This is a genomic window from Actinoplanes sp. NBC_00393, assembly GCF_036053395.1.
Lineage (GTDB): Bacteria > Actinomycetota > Actinomycetes > Mycobacteriales > Micromonosporaceae > Actinoplanes.
This window is the reverse complement of record NZ_CP107942.1, coordinates 2,792,282-2,810,660: the sequence shown is the minus strand read 5'-3', so window position 1 is coordinate 2,810,660 and position 18,379 is coordinate 2,792,282. Positions and strand designations below refer to the sequence as shown.

The window sequence follows — 18,379 nt, the reverse complement described above, 5'->3', positions numbered from 1 at the left end:
CGAACCGCTGACGGATCGGCTCCGCAGGCTGCGGACCCCGGCCGGCGGGCCTACGGTCGCCGGCATGACGCACATTCTCGTGACCGGCGGAGCCGGGTTCATCGGTACGGCCGTGACCGCCGCCCTGCTCGCCGCCGACCATGACGTGTCCGTCCTGGACTGCGCTCATCCGGCGGCGCACCGCGAGCCGCCACGGACACCGGACGGTGTCGTGATGCACCGCGCCGACCTGCGGGAGCGGGCAGCGGTCCGCGAGGCGCTGCGCGGCGTCGACGTGGTGATCCACCAGGCGGCACTGGTCGGTCTCGGCGCCGGGCCCGACGATCTTCCGGAGTACGTCGGCTGCAACGACCTGGGCACCGCGGTGCTGCTCGCGGCGATGGCCGAGGCCGGGATCCGGCGGCTGGTGCTGGCCAGCTCGATGGTGGTGTACGGCGAGGGCGCCTGGTCGTGTCCGCGGCACGGCCCGGTCCGGCCGGCGCCGCGCGACACCGCCGATCTGGCGGCGGGCCGGTTCGATCCGCGGTGCCCGGACTGCGGGACGACACTGAGCGCCGGGCGGGTGAGCGAGGACGCCCCGGTGGATCCGCGCAGCGTCTATGCGGCGACCAAGGTCGCCCAGGAACACCTGTGCGCGGCCTGGGCACGTGAATGCGGCGCCGCGGTGGCCGCGCTGCGCTACCACAACGTGTACGGGCCGGGCATGCCCCGCGACACCCCGTACTGCGGGGTGGCGGCGATGTTCCGGTCCGCGCTGGAGCAGGGCCGGGCGCCGCAGGTGTTCGAGGACGGGCGGCAGTTGCGCGACTTCGTGCATGTCGAGGACGTGGCGGCGGCGAATGTGGCGGCGCTCGGTGCCGGGGACGGCTTCCGGGCGTACAACGTCGCCTCGGGCCGGCCGATGAGCGTGGGCGCGATGGCCGGCGCCCTGGCCGGCGCCTTCGGCGGGCCGGCCCCGCAGGTGACCGGCCGGTTCCGGCTGGGCGACGTGCGGCACGTGGTGGCCTCGCCGCAGCGGGCCGCCGCCGAACTGGGCTTCCGCGCGGCGATCGCGCCCACCGCCGGGGTACGGGAGTTCGCGTGCGCGCCCCTGCGCAGCTGACCCGTCGCCCCTGGTTGTCGTCGCAGGCCGACCGGTGGACGCTCGGCGTGGTTCTCGCGCTGGTCGCGGCCGCCGCGCTGGCCGGCGCGGTCCTCGGCTGGATGGGCCGGCCGGTTCGCGCATCGGCCGCCCCGCTGTTCGGGCACGTGCTGCCGCACGCCGGTCCCGGCACGCCGGCCGCGGTGGCCGTCGCCGTCACCGTGATCTGCTGGGGTCCGCGGCTGGCCGGGCAGTTGCCGTGGCGCCGGCTGCTGGCGGCTGCCTGGGCGACGTCGGTGGCCTGGACCTTCGCGCTGGCGCTGGTGGACGGCTGGCAGCGCGGGGTGGCCGGCCGGCTGACCACCCGGTTCGAGTACCTCGCCGAGGTGCCCGGCGTGACCGACGTGCCGGCCATGGTGCGTGGATTCGCCGGGCGCATCGTGGAGGGCGGCGCCGACCCGTGGACCACCCACGTCGCCGGGCATCCGCCCGGCGCCCTGCTCGTGTTCGTCGGCCTGGACCGGCTCGGGCTCGGCGGCGGCGCCTGGGCCGCGACGCTGTGCGTGCTGGCCGGCTGCGCCGCGGTCGTGGCGGTCGCGGTCACCGTGCGGGCGGTCGGCGACGAACGCGACGCCCGGGCCGCCCTGCCGTTCCTGGTGCTGTTTCCCGGCGCGGTGTGGATCGGTGTCTCCGCCGACGGCCTGTTCGCCGGTGCGGCCGCGGGCGCGGTGGCCCTGCTGGCGGTTGGGCTCGCCCGCGCGTCGCGGTGGGCGGTTGCCGCCGGTGGGGCCGCTCTGGCCGCGTGCGCGTACCTCTCCTATGGTCTGATCCTGCTCGCCGTGCCGGCGCTGGCGCTGATGTGGCTGTTCCGCGACCGGCTGCGGCTGCTGTGCTGGGCCGTGCCCGCCGCCGCCGCGGTGGTGGCCACGATGACCCTGCTCGGTTTCGCCTGGTGGGACGGCTACCACCTCGTCCGGCAGCGCTATTACCAAGGGTTGGCCAGCGAACGCCCGTACGCGTATTGGATCTGGGCGAACCTTGCCGCCCTGGCGGTGTGCGCCGGCCCGGCCGCGGCGGTGGTGCTGCGCCGCGCTGTCGCCTGCGCCCGACACTGCCGGGTGGCCTTGCTGGTGCTCGCGTGGGCCGCCGCCGCACTGGCAGCGGACCTGTCCGGCCTGAGCAAGGCCGAGGTGGAGCGGATCTGGCTGCCGTTCGCGATCTGGTTGCCGGCTGCGGCGGTCCTGCTGCCGCACCGCGACCGCCGCGCGTGGCTGGGAGTGCAGGCGGGCACCGCGCTGCTGGTGAACCATCTGGTGCTCACCGCGTGGTGACCGCTGATCAGCGCGTTTGGTCGAGTGTCCAGCGCAGCTGGAACGCCAGAGCCACGGCCATCAGCGCGGCCGGCACCGCGGTGAAGCCGAGCAGCAGCGCGGTGTGCGCGGAGTCCGGCTGGGTCACCGTCTGCCCTTCGGTGGTGGCGATGAAGCCGCCGACAGCGAGCACCGCGGAGTACACGTACGGGCCGATCGCGGTTCCGGTCGCCTCGGTGGCGGTCCAGACGCCGGTGTAGGCGCCGGCCCGGGCGATGCCGCGCGCTTCGGCGGCGGCGACCGCGTCCGGGACCATCGAGAACGCGAACAGCTGCAACCCGGCGAACGCGATGCCCAGCGCGACGACCACGGCGACGGCCGGGACGGTGCCGTAGCCGAGCAGCGGCGCGAGGGAACCGGTCACGAAGATTGCCTGGGAGATCAGCAGGCCGCGCTGTTTGCCGATGCGCCGTGACACCTTCGCCCAGACCGGGCCGGCGACGACGGCCGGGCCGAGGAAGGCGCCCATGAACACCGCGGTCAGGCCGGAGTTGCCGAAGACGTACTCGGTGTAGAACGGCAGCGCGGCCAGGAAAAGATGGGTGGTGGTGCCGGTGAACAGGTAGGACAGCACCAGGGCCCGGAAGTCGCGGTCGCGCCAGGCGATCGCGATGTCGCCGAGGGTGGAGTGGGCGTGCTCGTCCGGCGTCCGGAATCCGGCATGGTCGGTGAGGCGGCGCACCCCGGTCAGCGCGACCAGGCCGGAGACGACCATGATCCCGGACAGCAGCAGCGCCATCCGGGCGTAGTCGCCGCGCCCGCCCGCGGCCACCAAGGCGGGGGCTGCGACGCCGGCGCCGAGCAGGCCGAGGGTCAGGAACAGCATCCGGAACATGAAGACGCGGGTGCGCTCGTGGTAGCCGACCCGCAGGTCCGACGGGGTGGTCAGGTACGGCACCTGGAAGCAGGCGAACAGCAGGTTCCCGGCGATGAACCAGCCGCCGACCCACAGCGCGGCCGCCGGACCGGACAGTCCGGCCGGAACGGTGAACATGCCGACCATCGCCACGGCGAGCAGCAGGCCGAAACGCAGCAGGCCGCGCCGGTGCCCGGCCCGGCGGGCGTCGCGGTCGGAGCGGCTGCCCAGCAGCGGATGCACGACCACGTCGATGATCTTCGGCAGCAGCAGGGTGAGGCCGGCCAGGAACGGGGAGACGCCGAGCGTGTGGGTGAGGAAGTAGAGCAGCAGCAGGCCGGGCACGGTCACCCAGACGCCCATGCCGATCGAGCCGGTGGCGTACGCGATCAGGTCGCTCGTCCGCGTCCGGTTCTCCTGCCGCACCGTGGTCATGAGCTCTCCGTGTGCCGGGCGACGACGCCGGCCGCCAGGTCGGCGCCCCCGAACGCGCCGGAGCGGGCCCGGCCGGCCAGGGTGCGCGCGACGATCCGGTCGGTCAGCGCGGGCAGGTGGCGGGCCAGGAAGAATTCCACGGCGCCGCGCCGGGTGGTGGGCAGGTCGCGGCGCGGGCGCCGGCTGAGCGCAGCTTTCAGCACGGTACGCACGACGCCGTCGAGCGGCTCGTACTGGCTCATGCCCTCCAGCGAGAGCCCGGCGGCGGCCGTCGAGTCGTGGATCGGGCTGCGGACCGCCGACGGGTACACGCAGGTCACGCCGACGTGGGTGCCGATCTCCAGGCGCAGCGCGTCGGCGTACGCGACCAGGGCCCGCTTGGACGCGCCGTAGGCGGCGGCCAGGGGCAGCTGCATGACGGCCATCCGCGACGACAGCATGACGACCCGGCCGCGGGAGGCGACCAGGGCGTCCACACAGGCCGCGGTCACCCGCCAGGTGCCGAGCAGGTTGATGTCGAGCTGGCGGCGTACCTCCACGCCCGGCGCCCGTTCGGCCGGGGCCGGCCCGCCGATCCCGGCGTTGTTGATCAGCAGGTCGAGCCCGCCCAACAGGGCGATCGCCTCGGCCACCGCGGCCGGCACCGCCGTGTCGTCGGTGATGTCGCAGGCCAGCACCTCGACCGGGTCGTCGACGCGGGGCGCCAGGTCCAGGCCGACGACCCGCGCGCCGAGCGCGTCCAGGCGGGCGCAGATCGCCCGGCCGAACGTTCCGGACGCACCGGTGACCAGGACACGCATGCCCTTCGGATCACGGCTGCTCATGCGGGCACTCCTCGGGCCAGGCGGGCACGGCCGGCCGCGATCTCGCGGGGCACCGCCGCAACGTACTGATCGAAATCGACGCGCATGTGCGGGCGCGCGGTGGCTCCCCAGCGTTCGACCGCCGCGCGCAGCGCGCGGTCCACAGCGCGTTGCTGCTCAGCAGCAGGCGGCAGGGCATAGGCGCCCGACAGGTACGCCGCGGCCAGCTTGGCCTGCGCCTCCACCACCGGGAACGCCGCGCCGGTGGACTGCATCAGGCCCACGAACGCCAGGCTCGGCTCGTCCAGATGGAAGACCCGCTGGTAGAGCGGCAGGCGTTCCGGATCCGGCCCCAGCCACTGCGGTGAGAGAAACGGGATCTGTACGCGGTACCCGGTCGCCCACACGATCACATCCACCGGATCGGCGGCGCCGTCGGTGAACTCGACCCGGTTCCCGTCCAGGCGCGCGATGCCGGGTCGCGGCGCCACCTCGCCGTGGGTGAGCCGGTGCAGGATGGTGTCGCTGATCGTCGGATGGTTCTGGAACAGCCCGCCGGCCGGGGCGGGCAGCCCGTAGCCCTGCGGGGTGCCGACCGCCAGCCGCAGCATGGTCTCGGCGACGCGCTGGCGCAGCCGCCACGGCAGGACGGCCAGGGCGCCGCCGGTGGCGTCCGACGGCCGGCCGAACAGGTACTTCGGGACGATGTGCACGCCGTGCCGGGCGGACAGCAGCACCGGGCCGCGGGCCGTGTAAGACGCGTCCACAGCAATGTCCATGGCCGAGTTGCCCATCCCGACGACCAGCACCCGCCTACCCGTGAAGACGTCCGGCGTGCGGTAGTCGTGGGCGTGCATCTGGACGCCGTCGAACGTGCCCGGATAGCCGGGCTCGGGCAGGCGCGGCGCCCAGTTGTGGCCGTTGGCGACGATCACCGCGTCGTAGCGCTCGGTGTCCCCGGCCTCGGTTGTCACCGCCCACAACCCGTCGCGTTCGACGCTGGTGACGGTGCTGCCGAACCGGATGCGCTCGGTGATCCCGAACTTGTCGGCGTAGTCCGCCAGGTACTCGCCGATGTGATCGGCCGACGGGTAGGTGGGCCAGTGCGCCGGCATCGGGAAATCCGCGAACTCGGTGCGGCCCTTGCTGGTGTTGAGGTGCAACGATGCGTACGCGTTGCCGGCCCACAGCCCACCGGGCCGCTCCCCACGCTCGTAGGCGACCGGCTCACAGCCGGCGTCGAGCAGGGCCTTGACCGCGGCCAGGCCGGCGGCGCCCGCGCCGATCACGGCGACACGCATGACATCTCCTACCGATGTTGTAGCTCTCGCCAAACCGTAGGCCCTGGGCCGCCGCCCTGGACATGGTGCGAACCACGCCGTTCCCACCCCACGTTGTGGGCCACCACAACATCGGGGCAGCATGACGGTCATGAACGCACCCGACGGCTGGACGGCCGTGGTCGACCTGATCGAACGCGTGATGGGCGACGAGGACCTGCTGCCGTCGGTGATCAACGGGGTGCGCGCAACGGTGCCGCAGGTCGCGGTGCTGGCGCCGTCCGACATCGCCGGGCACACCCGTGCGCTGCTCACCGCGGCGACCCGGGCCCTCGCTGCCCGGCGCGGCCCCACCGAGGCCGAGCTCTCGTTCGTCGAGGAACTCGGCGTCACCCGGGCCCGGCAGGGCGTGCCGATCGAGGCCGTGCTGGGCGCCATCCACGTCGCCGAACGCGCGATCTGGGCCCGCGCCCGCGAGGTCGGCCGCAGTGAGGGGGTCGGGCCGGACCGGCTGCTGGACGCCCGGGAGCTGTACGACGACTGGGCGGAGGCGGTCCGGGCCCGGCTGATCACGGCGCACCGGGCCGCGAAGGCGGGTGTGGAACCGCTGCCGGGCAGCCGGGACGCGGCGATCCTGCGGCGGCTGCTGCACGGCGGATCGGCAGCGGTGCTCGCGGTCGCCGAGGCGGGACTGCCGGCCGCCGAAGGACTGTGGGTGCTCGTCGCCCGGCCGCAGCACGCCGCCGGGGTGGAACGGGCGCTGCGGGAGCACCCGCCGGTGCTGTGCGCGGTCGTCAACGATCTGCTCGTGGCGGTCACGTCGCGGGCGCCGTCCACGCGGGTGGTCGCGGCCGGGGCGGTGGCCGGACTGGCCGGTCCGGCGGAACCCGGCAAGCTGGCGCCGGTCCAGCGGCACGCCGTCGCCGCGCTGGCCGCCGCCGAGCCGGCCGGGCGCACCGGCGTCGTGCACATCGCCGACGTGGCGTGGGTGGCGGCGCTGACCGACCGCGGCGACCTGGCCACCGCCCTGCTCGAACGCCATCAGCGGGCCCGCAGCGTGCTGGGCGTCAACGCCGAACCGGTGGCGCACGCCGTGCTGGCCTATCTGGAGAGCGACCGGGACGTCACCGTCGCCGGGGACCGGCTGTTCGTGCACCCCAACACGGTGCGCAACCGGGTGCGGCGGTTCGCCGAGGTCACCGGGGTCGACCCGGCCGGCACGTTCGGCGCGACCACCGCGTGGTGGCTGTGCCGCACCTGGCTGCGGGAGGCGACCTGACCCTGCCCAGCCTTGTACCGGCGCACCATGGTTGGCGCCGGCGGGGCGCGTCAGCGTGGAGGAAACATCGCTGACCTGGGAGTGGTTGTGCAGAAAGTGACGATGCCGTCGGTGGACCTGAGCGGGCGGCTCGCGGTCGTGACAGGCGCGAGCAGTGGGCTGGGTCTGGGCTTGGCGACACGGCTCGCGGCTTCGGGGGCTGAGGTGCTGCTCGCCGTACGCGACAGGGAGAAGGGTGAGGCGGCGCTGAGCCGGCTGCGCGATGCGGTGCCCGGCGCCGCTGCCTCGCTGCGTGCTCTTGACCTGGCCTCGCTGGCCTCGGTCGACGCCCTGGTGAAGGACCTCGATGCCGAGGGCCGGCCGGTCAACCTCCTGATCAACAATGCGGGGGTGATGGCTCCGGCGACCCGGCACACCACCGCCGACGGCCTGGAGCTGCAGTGGGGCACCAACTATGTGGGGCACGCCGCGCTGACGCTCGGGCTGCTGCCGCTGCTGCGGGCCGGGCAGGCCCGGGTGACCACGATGACCAGCAGTTCCGCCCGGCAGGCCCGGATCGACTGGGACGATCTGCAGAGCGAGAAGAAGTACTCGGCGGTGCGCTCCTACGGGCAGTCGAAGCTGGCGAACCTGCTGTTCGCGATCGAGTTGGACCGGCGCAGCCGCGCTGCGGGCTGGGGCATCGTCAGCAACGCGGCGCACCCCGGGACCACGATGACCGGCCTGTACGCGGCCGGGCCGAACCTGGGGCGCGACAAGCCCGCGCCGCACGAGGCGATCTTCACCCGGCTGCACCGCTGGGGTGTGCTGGTGCACAGCGTCGAGGACGGACTGCAGCCCGCCCTGTACGCCGCCACCAGCCCGGATGCGCACGGCGGCCGGCTGTACGGGCCGGACGGCGTCGGCCAGTTCACCGGCGGGCCGGCCGAACTGAAGCTCTACCGTCCCGCCCGCGACGCCGGCACGGCGGCGCGGCTGTGGGACCTCACCGTCGCTCGTTAGGAGAACACGTGGATCGCGCGAGGCTGGCCGACTACCTGCGCAGCCGGCGGGAGGCGTTGCAGCCGGAGGACGTCGGCCTGCCTCGCGGGCCGCGGCGGCGCACCCGCGGGCTGCGGCGTGAGGAGGTCGCGGTGCTCAGCGACATGTCGATCGACTACTACACGCGGCTCGAGCAGCCGCGCGGGCCGCACCCGTCGGAGCAGATGCTCGGCGCGCTGGCCCGCGGGCTGCGCCTGTCGATGGAGGAACGGGACCATCTGTTCCGGTTGGGCGGATACGCGGCGCCGCGCCGGGCCGCGGACAACGGGCACGTCAATCCCGGCATGATGCGCATCTTCGACGGGCTGCAGGACGCGCCTGCCGTGGTCTATTCACACCTCGGGGAGGCGCTGCTGCAGACCCGGTTGGCGGTGGCGCTGCTGGGCGACGACAGTGGGCATGCCGGGCTGGCGCGCAGCAAGCACTACCGGTGGTTCACCGATCCGGCGAGCCGGCTGCTGGTGCCCGCGGCTGACCAGGCGGAGCAGAGCCGGATGATCGTGGCTGATCTGCACGACTCGTACACCCGCTCCGGCCCGTCGTCGCGGGCGGCGCAGATCGTCGACGCGCTGCTGTCCGCCAGTGCCGAGTTCGCTGAGTTGTGGCGGGGGCATCCGGTGGCGCCGACGTACTGCGGGCCGGTGCGGCTGCAGCATCCTTCGGTGGGGCTGCTCGAGCTGAACTGCCAGCGCCTGATCGATCCGGACCTGTCGCAGCAACTGGTGGTCTACACCGCGTCGCCGGGCAGCGAGAGCCACGAGAAGCTGCAGCTGCTGGCCGCCATTGGGGATCTTCGATGGGATATGGACACCCCGTAAATTGATCGTATACGATCTGGGCGTTCCTGCAGGGACCGATGTGCCGACTCCACCGTGGCGGCGGAATTCGGCACATCGCCTTCATTCCATCGCATTCTCACTGGGGGAGAAATGCAATTACGCCTGCATGTCTTTTTAACGGCGCTCGTCAGCATGCTGTTCGTTTTCGTCGCCCCGACACCTGCCCGAGCCGACGTCGTTCCGGTCGTCGGCAACGGTTACACCATCTGGCAGCGCGGTGAGGCGGCGGAGTTCTGCCTGACCGCACCCGCAGGCGGCAACGGCGCCGACGTGTTGGCCTCTCCGCACGACTACGGCTGCACTCTGGCCTGGGACACACAGTGGATCTTCGAGAGCTACGGCACGATGGCCGGCTACCGCACCTACCGGATGAAAGTCCGGCACACCGGGCGTTGCCTCGACGTCCAGGACAAAGCGCCCGGTGGCGGCATGCGTCTGCAATTGTGGGACTGCCACTCCGGGACTCAACAGCGTTTCTGGCTCATGAACGGCCTGTACGCCGGCACTTTCTACATCGTTCCGGCATATGGTTCCCGCAGTCCTCTGACCCGGTGCCTCGGCTCCGACGACAACTGGGTGGTTCGGTACGACGACTGCTGGGATTTCGTCGTGCCTGACCAGCTCTGGAAAATGCGGCCGGCCGCTTAGAGAATGACGCGGCTCCCGGCCATGGCGGCCGGGAGCCGCGGTCACGTGGTGAGGCTCCTGGTCAGCGCGGCCTGGACGATGCGCAGGGCTTCCTCGGCGCCGATCCCGCTGCGGGCGACCACGGCGGCGTACTCCGCGGCGGCCCGGTGCGCCTTCTCCCGCCCCTCCTCGCCGGCGGCGGTCACATAGGAACCGGCCGCGCCGCGGGTCTCGATCAGGCCCGCCTCTTCCAGCTCACGGTAGGCGCGCCCGACGGTGTTGATGGCCAGGCCGAGGTCGGCGGCGAGGCGGCGGATGGCCGGCAGCCGGGTGCCGACGGCCAGGGTGTGGTCCTGGATCTGGCCGGCCAGCTGGGCCCGGAGCTGCTCGAACGGCGGAACCGGCGAGGCCGAGTCGATGACGATCATCGGGTCAGGCCGCGTTCGTGACCTGCCGGGCCACCGCGCCGGGGCGTGGCGTCCGCCAGGTGATCAGGGCGAGGGCGACGGCGCTGAGGGCGATGAAGACCATCCAGGCGGCGTTCCACCAGCCGGGCGCGGCGGCGAACACCGACGTGACCGGAAGTGACCAGACCACGGACGGCACGGTCATGTCGCGGGCGTCCTCGACCCGGATGACCACGTCGGCGGCCAGGGACACCTGGTCGTCGGCGACGGCCGGATACGTCAGCGCGTGACGCAGCTGGATGATCATGCTGACTGCGGTCCCGGCCAGCCCGATGAGCAGCACGATCCCCGCATACCTGGCGGTCGGTTCGGGGACGGTGAGCGCGTTGACCGCCATCGCCGTCGCGCCGGCGAAGATGGCGACCACGAAGGCGGCCAGTGGCACACCGAGAAGCGTGCGCCAGCCGAGCGGCACGGCGTGAGCCACCCGTCGCGTCAGCGTGGCTGCGGCCCGCCGGTCGGTCCGGCGCACCCACCAGTCCAGCAGCGCCTGGCCCAGCACCAGCGCCACCACCATCACGGTCAGCACCGCCAGCGACCACGGCTGATTGCTGACGTAGGTCAGAGCGACCACGCAGATGAACACGGCCAGCAGGATGGCAGCGATCAGGCGCGCCCCTTGCCGGACCGCCACCCGGGTCACCAGCAACGAGGTGGGCCGGTCGTCGGGCAGCCCGTGCACGGCCAGCCAGAGGCGGCCGCGTTCCCGGTCCGCCGCCGGCATCGCTGCGTCCGTCATGACGCCTCCCTTGTCTCAAGTCTTGTCTCAACAGAGTGCGTCAAGACTTGAGACAAGTCAACCGGGGCGGCTACAACAGGGCCGGCACCGCGGAGGCGAAGACGTTGTCGGGGTCGTAGGCGCGTTTGGCGGCGAGCAGGCGGTCCAGGTTCGGCCCGTACGACGCCCGGGCCCGTTCGTCCTCCTCCGGCCCGAGCAGGTTCGGGTAGCCGCCCGGCAGCGCGACCGGATCCAGGGCGGCCACCACCGAGTCCGCCCAGGCCCGGGGCCGGTCCGGGGTCTCCCCCGGCGGCCAGACCGCGATCACCTCGGCCACCTGGTGCGGGGTGCGCAGGGCGAAGGCCGTGGCGTCCGGATCGACCCGTGCGGCCGCGCCGTGGAACCGGTTGATGATCAGCGCCGAGTACGGCGACGGCAGCGTGTCGGCGCCCGCGATCAGGGCCTGCGCGGCGGCCGGCGACATCTCCGGGAACCAGCGGCTGCGCAGCAGGTAGTGGTTCTCCGCGGAGACGTTGCCGTCGAACATGGCGAGCGCGCCCAGGTACGGCATCGGGACCACCTGGTCCACGATCGGATGCCCGAGCGAGCGCAGCCGGTCCACCGCCTTCTTCCCGGCGGACCGGTCGGTCCCGGACCAGAACGGGCACAGGAACGGCAGCGCCCGCCCGTCCGGCCCCGGCAGGAATCCGCACATCACGGTCAGCTCGTCGGGCGCCTCCGCCACCACCTCGGCGTAGCCGGCGAGCACCGCCGCGGCCTCGGCGACCGGGAACATCAGCATCCCGGCGAGGATGACGGGCAGTTCGTGCAGCCGGTAGCGCAGGCGGGTCACGACGCCGAAGTTGCCGCCGCCGCCGCGCAGCGCCCACCACAGTTCCTTGTCGTCGTCCGGCCCGGCCGTCACGTGGGTGCCGTCGGCGAGCACCACGTCGGCGTCGAGCAGGTTGTCGAGCGCCAGCCCGTGCCGGCCGATCAGGGCGCCGTATCCGCCGACGGTGGTCAGCCCGGCCATGCCGACCGAGCTGACGACGCCGGTGGCGGTGACCAGGTCGTGCGGCGCGGTGACGGTGAGCAGGTCGGCGGCGGTGGCGCCGCCCTGCACGCTGACGGTGCGGCCGGCGGTGTCGAGGCGTACCCCGCGCATCCGGGTCAGGTCGACGACCAGGCCGCCGTCGCGGAGCGCCCGGCCGGCCCAGTCGTGCCCGCCCGCGCGTACCGAAAGGGGCAGTCCAAGCTCGCGGGCGGCATGCACGGCCCGGCTGACCTCGGCGGCGTCCGCGCAGCGGGCGATCCCGGCCGGCTGCGTGCTCACGGCCGCGTTCCAGACCTTGCGGGCGTCGGCGAAGCCGTCGTCGTCCGTCGTGACCAGACGTTCGCCGAGGCGCTGACGCAGAACACTCGTGACACTCATGGCCGGTGACGGTATCGGCTGGGCACGCCCGGTGCGGTCGGATCGAGGACGCTGGCTGGAAGTACCACCCGTGCAGCGGGAGCCTGGGATGCACCTGTATTGGGAGCCGAGATGACCTCAGACCCGCCCGAGGTGTTCGCCGCGCTGGAGCGTATCGACGGCCGGCTCGCCGGACTGCACCAGCTCTTCGAGAACAAGATCTCCGACGACCAGCAGCACCGCGAGTGGTCCGAGCACCTGATGACGGAGCTGACGAACTACCGCGACGACTGGCTGCGCCGCCACATGCTCAGCCGGGTCCTGCGCGACCTGATCCAGCTGCACGACACGGTCGAGCAGACGCTGCAGGCGTGCGCGCTGGGCGCCGCGTCCGCCGAGATCCTGCAGGCGCGGCTGCGCAGCCTGCGCGAGCAGCTGGTGCAGGCGCTGCAGCGGCAGGACGTCTCGCCGATCAGCAGCGGCGTCGGCACGCCGTTCGACGAGGCGGTGCAGGAGGCGATCGAGGTACGGCCGACAGCGGACGCCGCGCTGGACGGCGCTGTGGTGGAGGTGGTCCGGCTCGGCTTCCGCGACGGGCGCCGGGTGCTGCGGCCGGAATCGGTGGTGGTGGGCCGGTACGGCCCGAGCGATGGAGTACGCGATGAGTAAGCCGATCGGTATTGACCTGGGGACCACGATGTCGGCGATGGCGGTCGTCGACGACCACGGCCGCCCGTCGATGATCCACAACAACAAGGGGCACACGCTGACTCCGTCGGCTGTCATGATCCGCGGCGCGGAGCGGATCGTCGGGGAGCTGGCCCGCAATTCGGCGGTGGCCCGGCCGCAGCAGGTCGTCCAGTTCATCAAGCGGGAGATGAGCCGGCCGGACTTCGTGTATTCCGGCGAGGACGGTCAGAAGTACACGCCGGAGGAGCTGTCGGCGCTGATCCTGCGCAAGCTGAAGCAGGACGCCGCGGCGGAACTCGGCGAGGAGGTGCGCCAGGCGGTGATCACCGTCCCGGCCTACTTCGCCGACCTCGAGCGGCACCGCACCCGGACGGCCGGCGAGATCGCCGGCCTCGAGGTGATCGACATCATCAACGAGCCGACGGCCGCGGCGATCGCGTACGGCCTGGGCGGCGCGGCCGCCGACGGGACGATCCTGGTGTACGACCTGGGCGGCGGGACGTTCGACATCACCATCATGCGGCTGACCGGCGGCAACCTGGAGGTGAAGACCTCCAACGGCAACCACGCGCTCGGCGGCGCCGACTTCGACGAGGCGCTGGCCGGGTACTTCGCCGAGCAGTTCGAGGCCGAGCACGGCATCCGGCCGCTTGAGGATCCCCGGTTCCACCAGGACTTCTGGGACCGCGCCGAGAAGGCGAAGATCGACCTGTCGGACGCCGACGAGACCTTCGTCAACCTCACCGCCGGCGGCAAGTTCCTCGACCTGGAATTGCAGCGCTCGACGTTCGAGCAGCTGATCGGCCACTACATCGACCAGACCCAGCAGCTGACCGAGACCGCGCTGGCCGACGCCGGGATGAGCGCGGCCGACGTGGACAAGGTGCTGCTGGTCGGCGGCTCCACCCGGATCCCGGCGGTGCAGCGGATGGTGCGCGAGCTGCTGGGCCGCGAACCGGAGACCGGCATCAACCCCGACGAGGTGGTGGCGCTCGGGGCGGCGATCTACGCGGCGAACGAGCGGGGCGTCACCGTGCGCGACACGTCCGGCAAGGTGCGGCCACCGGCCAAGTTCCGCAATGTGACGGCGCATTCGCTGGGGATCGTCGTGCGCGAGGACGACGGCACGTCGCGCAACAGCAAGGTGATCCCGAAGGACTCGCCGATCCCGGCGCGCGGCGGGGACGTGTTCAGCACGTTCGAGGACAACCAGACCTCGGTGCACATCGAGATCCTGCAGGGCGAGGACGACGATCCGGAGGAGTGCATCAAGGTGGGCGACGCGGGGGTGCTCAGCGGCATCGCTCCGCAGCCGCGTGGCGTACCGAAGATCGCGGTGAGCCTGGAGTACGACAAGTCCGGGATGGTGCACGTGCGGGCCCGCGACGAGGGCACCGGCCGGGAGCTGCGGGCGACGATCGAGTACAGCGCGCTGATGTCCGAAGGGGCGAAGAACGACGCGATCCGCCGGGTCGAGCAGGCCAAGGTGCGCTGACACGATGCCCGACTACTTCATCGACTACTACGAGCTCGGCGAGCTGGACGCGGACCAGTCCCGGGAGACCAACTACCAGCGTCTCAAGGCCGCCCACGAGAAGGCCCGGGCGAAACGCGGTCACCGGGGCGCTGTCGAAGCCGGTCTGCTCACCGAGGCGATGAAGATCTTCAACGACCCGGAGAAGTACGCGCAGTACCGCGCCGTCTGGGAACAACGGCGGCACGGCACCCCGCCAGTCGCGGAGCCCGCTGCCGAGGACAAACCGCTCTGGTCGGTGCTGGGCACCCTGGCCGCCAAGGGTCTGCAGACCTATCTGGAGAACAAGAAGCAGGCCCAGGCCGAGGCGCCACGGCTGGCCCCGGCGTCGTCGCTGAGCGGGCTCTGGCGCGACTCGACCGGCACCCTGGTGCAGATCGAGCAGAACGACACCTTCCTGCGGGTCAGCGGCACCGACGGCTTCGGGCAGCCGGTCTTCACCGGTGAGGGGCAGCTGCGCGGGCGCCGGATCGACTACGCCGGACGGAACGCCGCGGGTCAGGTCGCCAACGGGGTGCTGGAGGTGGCACGCAACGGCAAGGTGATCACCGGCCGGCTCGTCTGGTCACAGTTCAACTATCCGGTCGGCATGACCATGGTTCGCCTGGTGCGTACGTGATGGAGCTGCAGTCCGTCCGAACGTTCCTCGACGAGATCATCACCATGCCGGACGCCGGGCAGGCTCGGGCGTTCGCCGTGTCCAACCGGACGATCCTGCTCAGCCCGTCGGCGTACCGGACGCTGGAAGACATGATCCGGGAGGCGGCGGCGGATGCCCGCCGCCGTCGCGCGCTGCTCTCGCTGCGGACCCTGCGAGTCGAACTGTTCGGCCGCACGGTCGCCGGGCGCGACCTGGACACCCCGCCGTTGCCGGAGATCGAGGTGGCGCCCGATCCGGGCCGGGACCGGTTCGGCTACTGGCTGGACCGGATCACCGTCGACGAACCCGCGCAGGTGTCGGCGACTCCGGCGCTGGCCGTGATGGACCTGCAACGGCGTCACCTGGCCCTGCTGCCGCGCACGATGATCGGCCGCGCCGACGCCGCGCTGCTGGACGAGCTGGGCGAGGTGCTCGCCGGCTACGAACGGATCCTGGCGGACGGCCCGCCCGGCGACGGGCTGGTGTCCGAGGCGGATCTGCTGCGGCGCTGCGCCGAGGTGCACGACTCGATGGCCCGCACCACGGAGGTGCTGGGCCGCCGGGAGGAGGCGGCCCGGCACCACGAACAGTCCGCGCTGCTGCACCGCCGGGCCGGGGACGAGCACGAGGCTGCCGAGGCCGGACGCCGCCGGGCCCGCCTGGCGTCCGAGGACGCCGGTGACGTCGATGCCGAGGTGGTACGCCTGCAGGCCGCCATCGACGCCGCCACCGGCCCCTCGGTCGAGGCCGTTCAGCGCGTCCTGGAGCTCGCCGAGCTGCACCAGCGCACCGGCAACGACTTCGACGCGATCCCGCTGCTGCAGCGCGCCGAACGCGAACTGGCCGAGCTCGGCTATCCGGATCCGGCCGGCCCGAGCCCGCAGGAGCTGGCCCAGGCCCTGACCGGTTTCGCCCGCTCCCCCGAATCCGGCGCCCGGCTGCTCGAAGTGATCCTGGTGCGCAACCTCTACTCGCGGATCTACGCCTGCTGGATCCAGGTGCATCAGGGTCGCGGCGAGACCGGGCAGGCCGAGCGTTACCAGCAGCTGGCCGCGGGACTCGACGATCCGGACGCCAACACCGACTTCTCCCGGCTGATGATGGCCGCCCTGCCGGACCTGTTCGGACCGCCGGACGGAACCGGGCCGCGATGAGCTACGGCGAGCTCAACGCCCTGACCCGCGACCTCGCCGCGCTGCACACCCGCAACCTGCAGCGCAGCCAGGGCCGCCGCGACGACCTGCTCACCGACGCCGCCCTGCTCGAGGCCCGCGCCCGCCGGCTCGGCGTTCCCGCGCTGGTCGCGGTCGCCATGCTGCGGCGGGCCGCGATCCTGACCGCCGCAGAGCGCTGGCGGGAGGCGCTGGCCGTGGCCGGCGACGCCCGCCCCATCGTGCCGGCGGACCGGCCGGACCTGATGATCCGGGCCCTGTCGCTGACCGCCGAGGCGTCCGCCGGACTGCGCGACTGGCCGGCGCTGGAATCGGTGTGCGCCCGCGGCATCGCGCTGGTCGAGGACCGCCGGTACAAGGTCAGCGCCCCCTACATGCAGAGCTCCTACCTGCGTTTCTCCGAGCCGCTGTACCGCCTCGGCGTGCGCGCGGCGCTCGAACGCGGCGACGTGGAGGCGGTGCTGCAGCGCGCGGAGCTGGTCAAAGCCCGCGGAGTGCTGCGCGGCCGCGCCACCGACGCGCTCTCCGACGAGGACGCGCAGCAACGCTTCCAGGCGCTCGGCCGGCGGCTCGCGCAGACGGCCGACAGCGACGAGGTCGCCCAGCTGCGGACGGAACGGCGATGGCTGTGGGATCTGATCGCTATCGGACGGCTGCGCAACGCCGCCGGCGACCTGCCGGATTTCAGCGTCGACGCGGTCCAGCGCCGGCTGTCCGCCGACGAGACGGTGCTCTACTACTTCTGGCTGGACCAGCGACAGCTTCTCGTGGTGACGCTGGACCGCCGGGACGTCGCCGTGCAACGGCTCACCCTCTCCGGCGACGAAGCAGACGCATTGAGCCTCGACGCCCACCGGATCACCACGATGTCCTCGGACAGATCTGTCATCGGAGGTGTGGTCGCCACCTGGCCGAAGTTGCTACCGGAGTTATCCGGCGGCACGCGCCGCCTGCTCGTGTCGCCGCACCAGCACCTGCATGCGATACCGTTCCATGCCCTGCGCTGCGACGGCGGCCACCTCATCGACCGGCTGGCCGTGATGTTCATCCCCAACCTGACCAGCCTGCTGCTCACCTACCGGCAGCGCCCGGTACGGCGCGTTCTCACCATCGGCATCGGCCACTACGACCAGCCGGGGCAGTCGGCTCAGCCACCATCGCTGGCCAATGCCGAAGCCGAGGCACGAGCCACCGCGCAGATCTACAGCGAGCAGGGCGCGCACAGCATCGGCCTGTACTCCACCGCCGCCACCGGGGACCGGCTGCGACGCTGGGCTGCCACCGGGTACCTGTCCCGGTTCGACTGCATTCACATCGCCAGCCACGCGGAGAACGTCCTCGGCGACACCCCGATGGAATCCCGGCTGCATCTGTACGACGAGGTGCTCGACGGCCTCGAGATCAGCACCTGGCGGCTACAACCCGAAACCGTGGTGCTCAGTGCCTGCTCCGCAGGGCAACGCTCGATCGGCGGGCGCGGCCTCGACGGTGTGCCCGGCGACGAGGTGTTCGGCTTGCAGGCTGCCCTCTTCACCGCGGGCGCGCACCGGATCATCAGCCCGTTGTGGCCGGTCCACGACGCCGTCGGTCCCGCGCTCACCGGCATCCTGCACCGCCACCTCGTCACCGGTTGCCCGCCCGAGGTGGCTCACCAGCGGGCGGTCGCGGAGTTCCGGGCCGCCGCTCGCCCCGTTCACAAATCGCCGCAGTTCTGGGCGCCGTTCTGTGTGACGGCGCTGGGACGGGTGGCTACCCAGGGAGAACAGCAATGGACGAGTCGACAATTGTGCTGAGTCTTGAAGTCGAGCCGGGCCCGGACGTCGAAGAAGTCGCCCGCCAGGTGCAGGAGGAGATCGCCGGCCTGGGCGGGGTGGCCGAGGCCGACGCCGCCCCCGACAACATGCGGATAGCGGGCGCGGAGGTGATCGCGATCATCGCCGTCGCGGTCGTCGTGGTTCGCGGCGTCCGGGAAGCGGCCCAGGAGATCAACGCCCTGATGCCGGAGATCGCCCGGATAATCCGCAACTTCAAAGGAATCCGGACGGGCTACGTGGAGATCGACGGCAAACGCGTGCCGCTGGCCGAGGTCGGCGAGCAGGAAATCGATCGCCTCGCCAACGGGTGATCCCCTACCGT

General features: G+C 72.3%; 18 protein-coding genes. 12 read left to right on the top strand and 6 right to left on the bottom strand.

The genetic code is table 11. The features are described 5' to 3' along the window. Positions 1-64: 64 nt before the first annotated feature. Positions 65-1,102 carry an NAD-dependent epimerase/dehydratase family protein gene (locus tag OHA21_RS13000; protein ID WP_328473628.1) on the top strand — a complete coding sequence of 346 codons (1,038 nt, stop codon included), beginning with the start codon at positions 65-67 and terminating at the stop codon, positions 1,100-1,102. Continuing rightward, on the top strand, positions 1,081-2,412 hold the full coding sequence (locus OHA21_RS12995) for a hypothetical protein (protein WP_328473626.1): 1,332 nt from the start codon (positions 1,081-1,083) through the stop codon (positions 2,410-2,412). Before OHA21_RS13000 ends, OHA21_RS12995 begins: the two co-directional genes overlap by 22 nt. 7 nt (positions 2,413-2,419) lie before the next feature. Here the strand turns inward: OHA21_RS12995 and OHA21_RS12990 are convergent, their stop codons facing one another. From OHA21_RS12990 to OHA21_RS12980, 3 genes are read right to left on the bottom strand one after another with little or no spacing between them, the layout of a single operon-like run. Next, a complete protein-coding gene (locus tag OHA21_RS12990; RefSeq protein ID WP_328473624.1) occupies positions 2,420-3,742 on the bottom strand; it encodes an MFS transporter in 1,323 nt (440 codons plus the stop codon). Next, complete coding sequence (locus tag OHA21_RS12985) at positions 3,739-4,566, bottom strand: SDR family NAD(P)-dependent oxidoreductase (RefSeq protein ID WP_328473622.1); 828 nt, start codon at positions 4,564-4,566, stop codon at positions 3,739-3,741. The genes OHA21_RS12990 and OHA21_RS12985 overlap by 4 nt, the downstream gene beginning before the upstream one ends. Beyond that, positions 4,563-5,846: a flavin-containing monooxygenase gene (locus OHA21_RS12980; protein ID WP_328473620.1), complete on the bottom strand. Its 1,284-nt coding sequence runs from the start codon at positions 5,844-5,846 to the stop codon at positions 4,563-4,565. Before OHA21_RS12980 ends, OHA21_RS12985 begins: the two co-directional genes overlap by 4 nt. A 130-nt stretch (positions 5,847-5,976) precedes the next feature. Between OHA21_RS12980 and OHA21_RS12975 the strand changes: the two genes are divergently transcribed. From OHA21_RS12975 to OHA21_RS12960, 4 genes are all read left to right on the top strand, one after another. Beyond that, on the top strand, positions 5,977-7,104 hold the full coding sequence (locus OHA21_RS12975; RefSeq protein WP_328473618.1) for a PucR family transcriptional regulator: 1,128 nt from the start codon (positions 5,977-5,979) through the stop codon (positions 7,102-7,104). An 87-nt stretch (positions 7,105-7,191) separates the two neighbouring features. Continuing rightward, positions 7,192-8,106, top strand: a complete 915-nt coding sequence (locus tag OHA21_RS12970; RefSeq protein WP_328473616.1) for an SDR family oxidoreductase — start codon at positions 7,192-7,194, stop codon at positions 8,104-8,106. An 8-nt stretch (positions 8,107-8,114) separates the two neighbouring features. Continuing rightward, positions 8,115-8,963, top strand: a complete 849-nt coding sequence (locus OHA21_RS12965) for a helix-turn-helix transcriptional regulator (RefSeq protein ID WP_328473614.1) — start codon at positions 8,115-8,117, stop codon at positions 8,961-8,963. Positions 8,964-9,017: 54 nt separating this feature from the next. Beyond that, positions 9,018-9,632, top strand: coding sequence for an RICIN domain-containing protein (locus OHA21_RS12960; RefSeq protein WP_328473612.1), 615 nt, complete (start codon positions 9,018-9,020; stop codon positions 9,630-9,632). 41 nt (positions 9,633-9,673) lie between these two features. On the opposite strand, the gene OHA21_RS12955 is transcribed toward OHA21_RS12960, so the two are convergent. The 3 genes from OHA21_RS12955 to OHA21_RS12945 all read right to left on the bottom strand — a co-directional run bounded on the left by OHA21_RS12955 (position 9,674) and on the right by OHA21_RS12945 (position 12,228). Next, a complete protein-coding gene (locus tag OHA21_RS12955; protein WP_328473610.1) occupies positions 9,674-10,039 on the bottom strand; it encodes a GntR family transcriptional regulator in 366 nt (121 codons plus the stop codon). A 4-nt stretch (positions 10,040-10,043) separates the two neighbouring features. Beyond that, complete coding sequence (locus tag OHA21_RS12950) at positions 10,044-10,817, bottom strand: hypothetical protein (RefSeq protein ID WP_328473608.1); 774 nt, start codon at positions 10,815-10,817, stop codon at positions 10,044-10,046. A gap of 70 nt (positions 10,818-10,887) precedes the next feature. Further along, positions 10,888-12,228 carry an FAD-binding oxidoreductase gene (locus OHA21_RS12945; protein WP_328473606.1) on the bottom strand — a complete coding sequence of 447 codons (1,341 nt, stop codon included), beginning with the start codon at positions 12,226-12,228 and terminating at the stop codon, positions 10,888-10,890. Positions 12,229-12,339: 111 nt separating this feature from the next. Here OHA21_RS12945 and OHA21_RS12940 point away from each other — a divergent pair, with 111 nt between their 5' ends. Genes OHA21_RS12940 through OHA21_RS12915 form a run of 6 tightly spaced genes read left to right on the top strand, consistent with a single transcriptional unit; the run spans position 12,340 to position 18,368 of the window. Next, on the top strand, positions 12,340-12,876 hold the full coding sequence (locus tag OHA21_RS12940) for a nucleotide exchange factor GrpE (RefSeq protein WP_328473605.1): 537 nt from the start codon (positions 12,340-12,342) through the stop codon (positions 12,874-12,876). After that, positions 12,869-14,392, top strand: coding sequence for an Hsp70 family protein (locus tag OHA21_RS12935; protein ID WP_328473603.1), 1,524 nt, complete (start codon positions 12,869-12,871; stop codon positions 14,390-14,392). The genes OHA21_RS12940 and OHA21_RS12935 overlap by 8 nt, the downstream gene beginning before the upstream one ends. A 4-nt stretch (positions 14,393-14,396) precedes the next feature. Next, positions 14,397-15,050 carry a hypothetical protein gene (locus tag OHA21_RS12930; RefSeq protein WP_328473601.1) on the top strand — a complete coding sequence of 218 codons (654 nt, stop codon included), beginning with the start codon at positions 14,397-14,399 and terminating at the stop codon, positions 15,048-15,050. Then, entirely contained in the window at positions 15,050-16,225 is a 1,176-nt protein-coding gene (locus tag OHA21_RS12925; RefSeq protein WP_328473599.1) for a hypothetical protein, read from the top strand. Before OHA21_RS12930 ends, OHA21_RS12925 begins: the two co-directional genes overlap by 1 nt. Continuing rightward, a complete protein-coding gene (locus OHA21_RS12920; protein WP_328473597.1) occupies positions 16,222-18,036 on the top strand; it encodes a CHAT domain-containing protein in 1,815 nt (604 codons plus the stop codon). Before OHA21_RS12925 ends, OHA21_RS12920 begins: the two co-directional genes overlap by 4 nt. After that, the gene (locus OHA21_RS12915; protein WP_328473595.1) at positions 18,012-18,368 is read left to right on the top strand and encodes a hypothetical protein; all 357 of its coding nucleotides are present in this window, start codon (positions 18,012-18,014) and stop codon (positions 18,366-18,368) included. The genes OHA21_RS12920 and OHA21_RS12915 overlap by 25 nt, the downstream gene beginning before the upstream one ends. The last annotated feature ends 11 nt before the right edge of the window (positions 18,369-18,379 follow it).

Coding starts and splice junctions, on each gene's coding strand:
- OHA21_RS13000 (WP_328473628.1), top strand. CDS start 65: ATGACGCACATTCTCGTGACCGGCGGAGCCGGGTTCATCGGTACGGCC.
- OHA21_RS12990 (WP_328473624.1), bottom strand. CDS start 3,742: ATGACCACGGTGCGGCAGGAGAACCGGACGCGGACGAGCGACCTGATC.
- OHA21_RS12985 (WP_328473622.1), bottom strand. CDS start 4,566: ATGAGCAGCCGTGATCCGAAGGGCATGCGTGTCCTGGTCACCGGTGCG.
- OHA21_RS12980 (WP_328473620.1), bottom strand. CDS start 5,846: ATGCGTGTCGCCGTGATCGGCGCGGGCGCCGCCGGCCTGGCCGCGGTC.
- OHA21_RS12975 (WP_328473618.1), top strand. CDS start 5,977: ATGAACGCACCCGACGGCTGGACGGCCGTGGTCGACCTGATCGAACGC.
- OHA21_RS12955 (WP_328473610.1), bottom strand. CDS start 10,039: ATGATCGTCATCGACTCGGCCTCGCCGGTTCCGCCGTTCGAGCAGCTC.
- OHA21_RS12950 (WP_328473608.1), bottom strand. CDS start 10,817: ATGACGGACGCAGCGATGCCGGCGGCGGACCGGGAACGCGGCCGCCTC.
- OHA21_RS12945 (WP_328473606.1), bottom strand. CDS start 12,228: ATGAGTGTCACGAGTGTTCTGCGTCAGCGCCTCGGCGAACGTCTGGTC.
- OHA21_RS12940 (WP_328473605.1), top strand. CDS start 12,340: ATGACCTCAGACCCGCCCGAGGTGTTCGCCGCGCTGGAGCGTATCGAC.
- OHA21_RS12935 (WP_328473603.1), top strand. CDS start 12,869: ATGAGTAAGCCGATCGGTATTGACCTGGGGACCACGATGTCGGCGATG.
- OHA21_RS12930 (WP_328473601.1), top strand. CDS start 14,397: ATGCCCGACTACTTCATCGACTACTACGAGCTCGGCGAGCTGGACGCG.
- OHA21_RS12925 (WP_328473599.1), top strand. CDS start 15,050: ATGGAGCTGCAGTCCGTCCGAACGTTCCTCGACGAGATCATCACCATG.
- OHA21_RS12920 (WP_328473597.1), top strand. CDS start 16,222: ATGAGCTACGGCGAGCTCAACGCCCTGACCCGCGACCTCGCCGCGCTG.
- OHA21_RS12915 (WP_328473595.1), top strand. CDS start 18,012: ATGGACGAGTCGACAATTGTGCTGAGTCTTGAAGTCGAGCCGGGCCCG.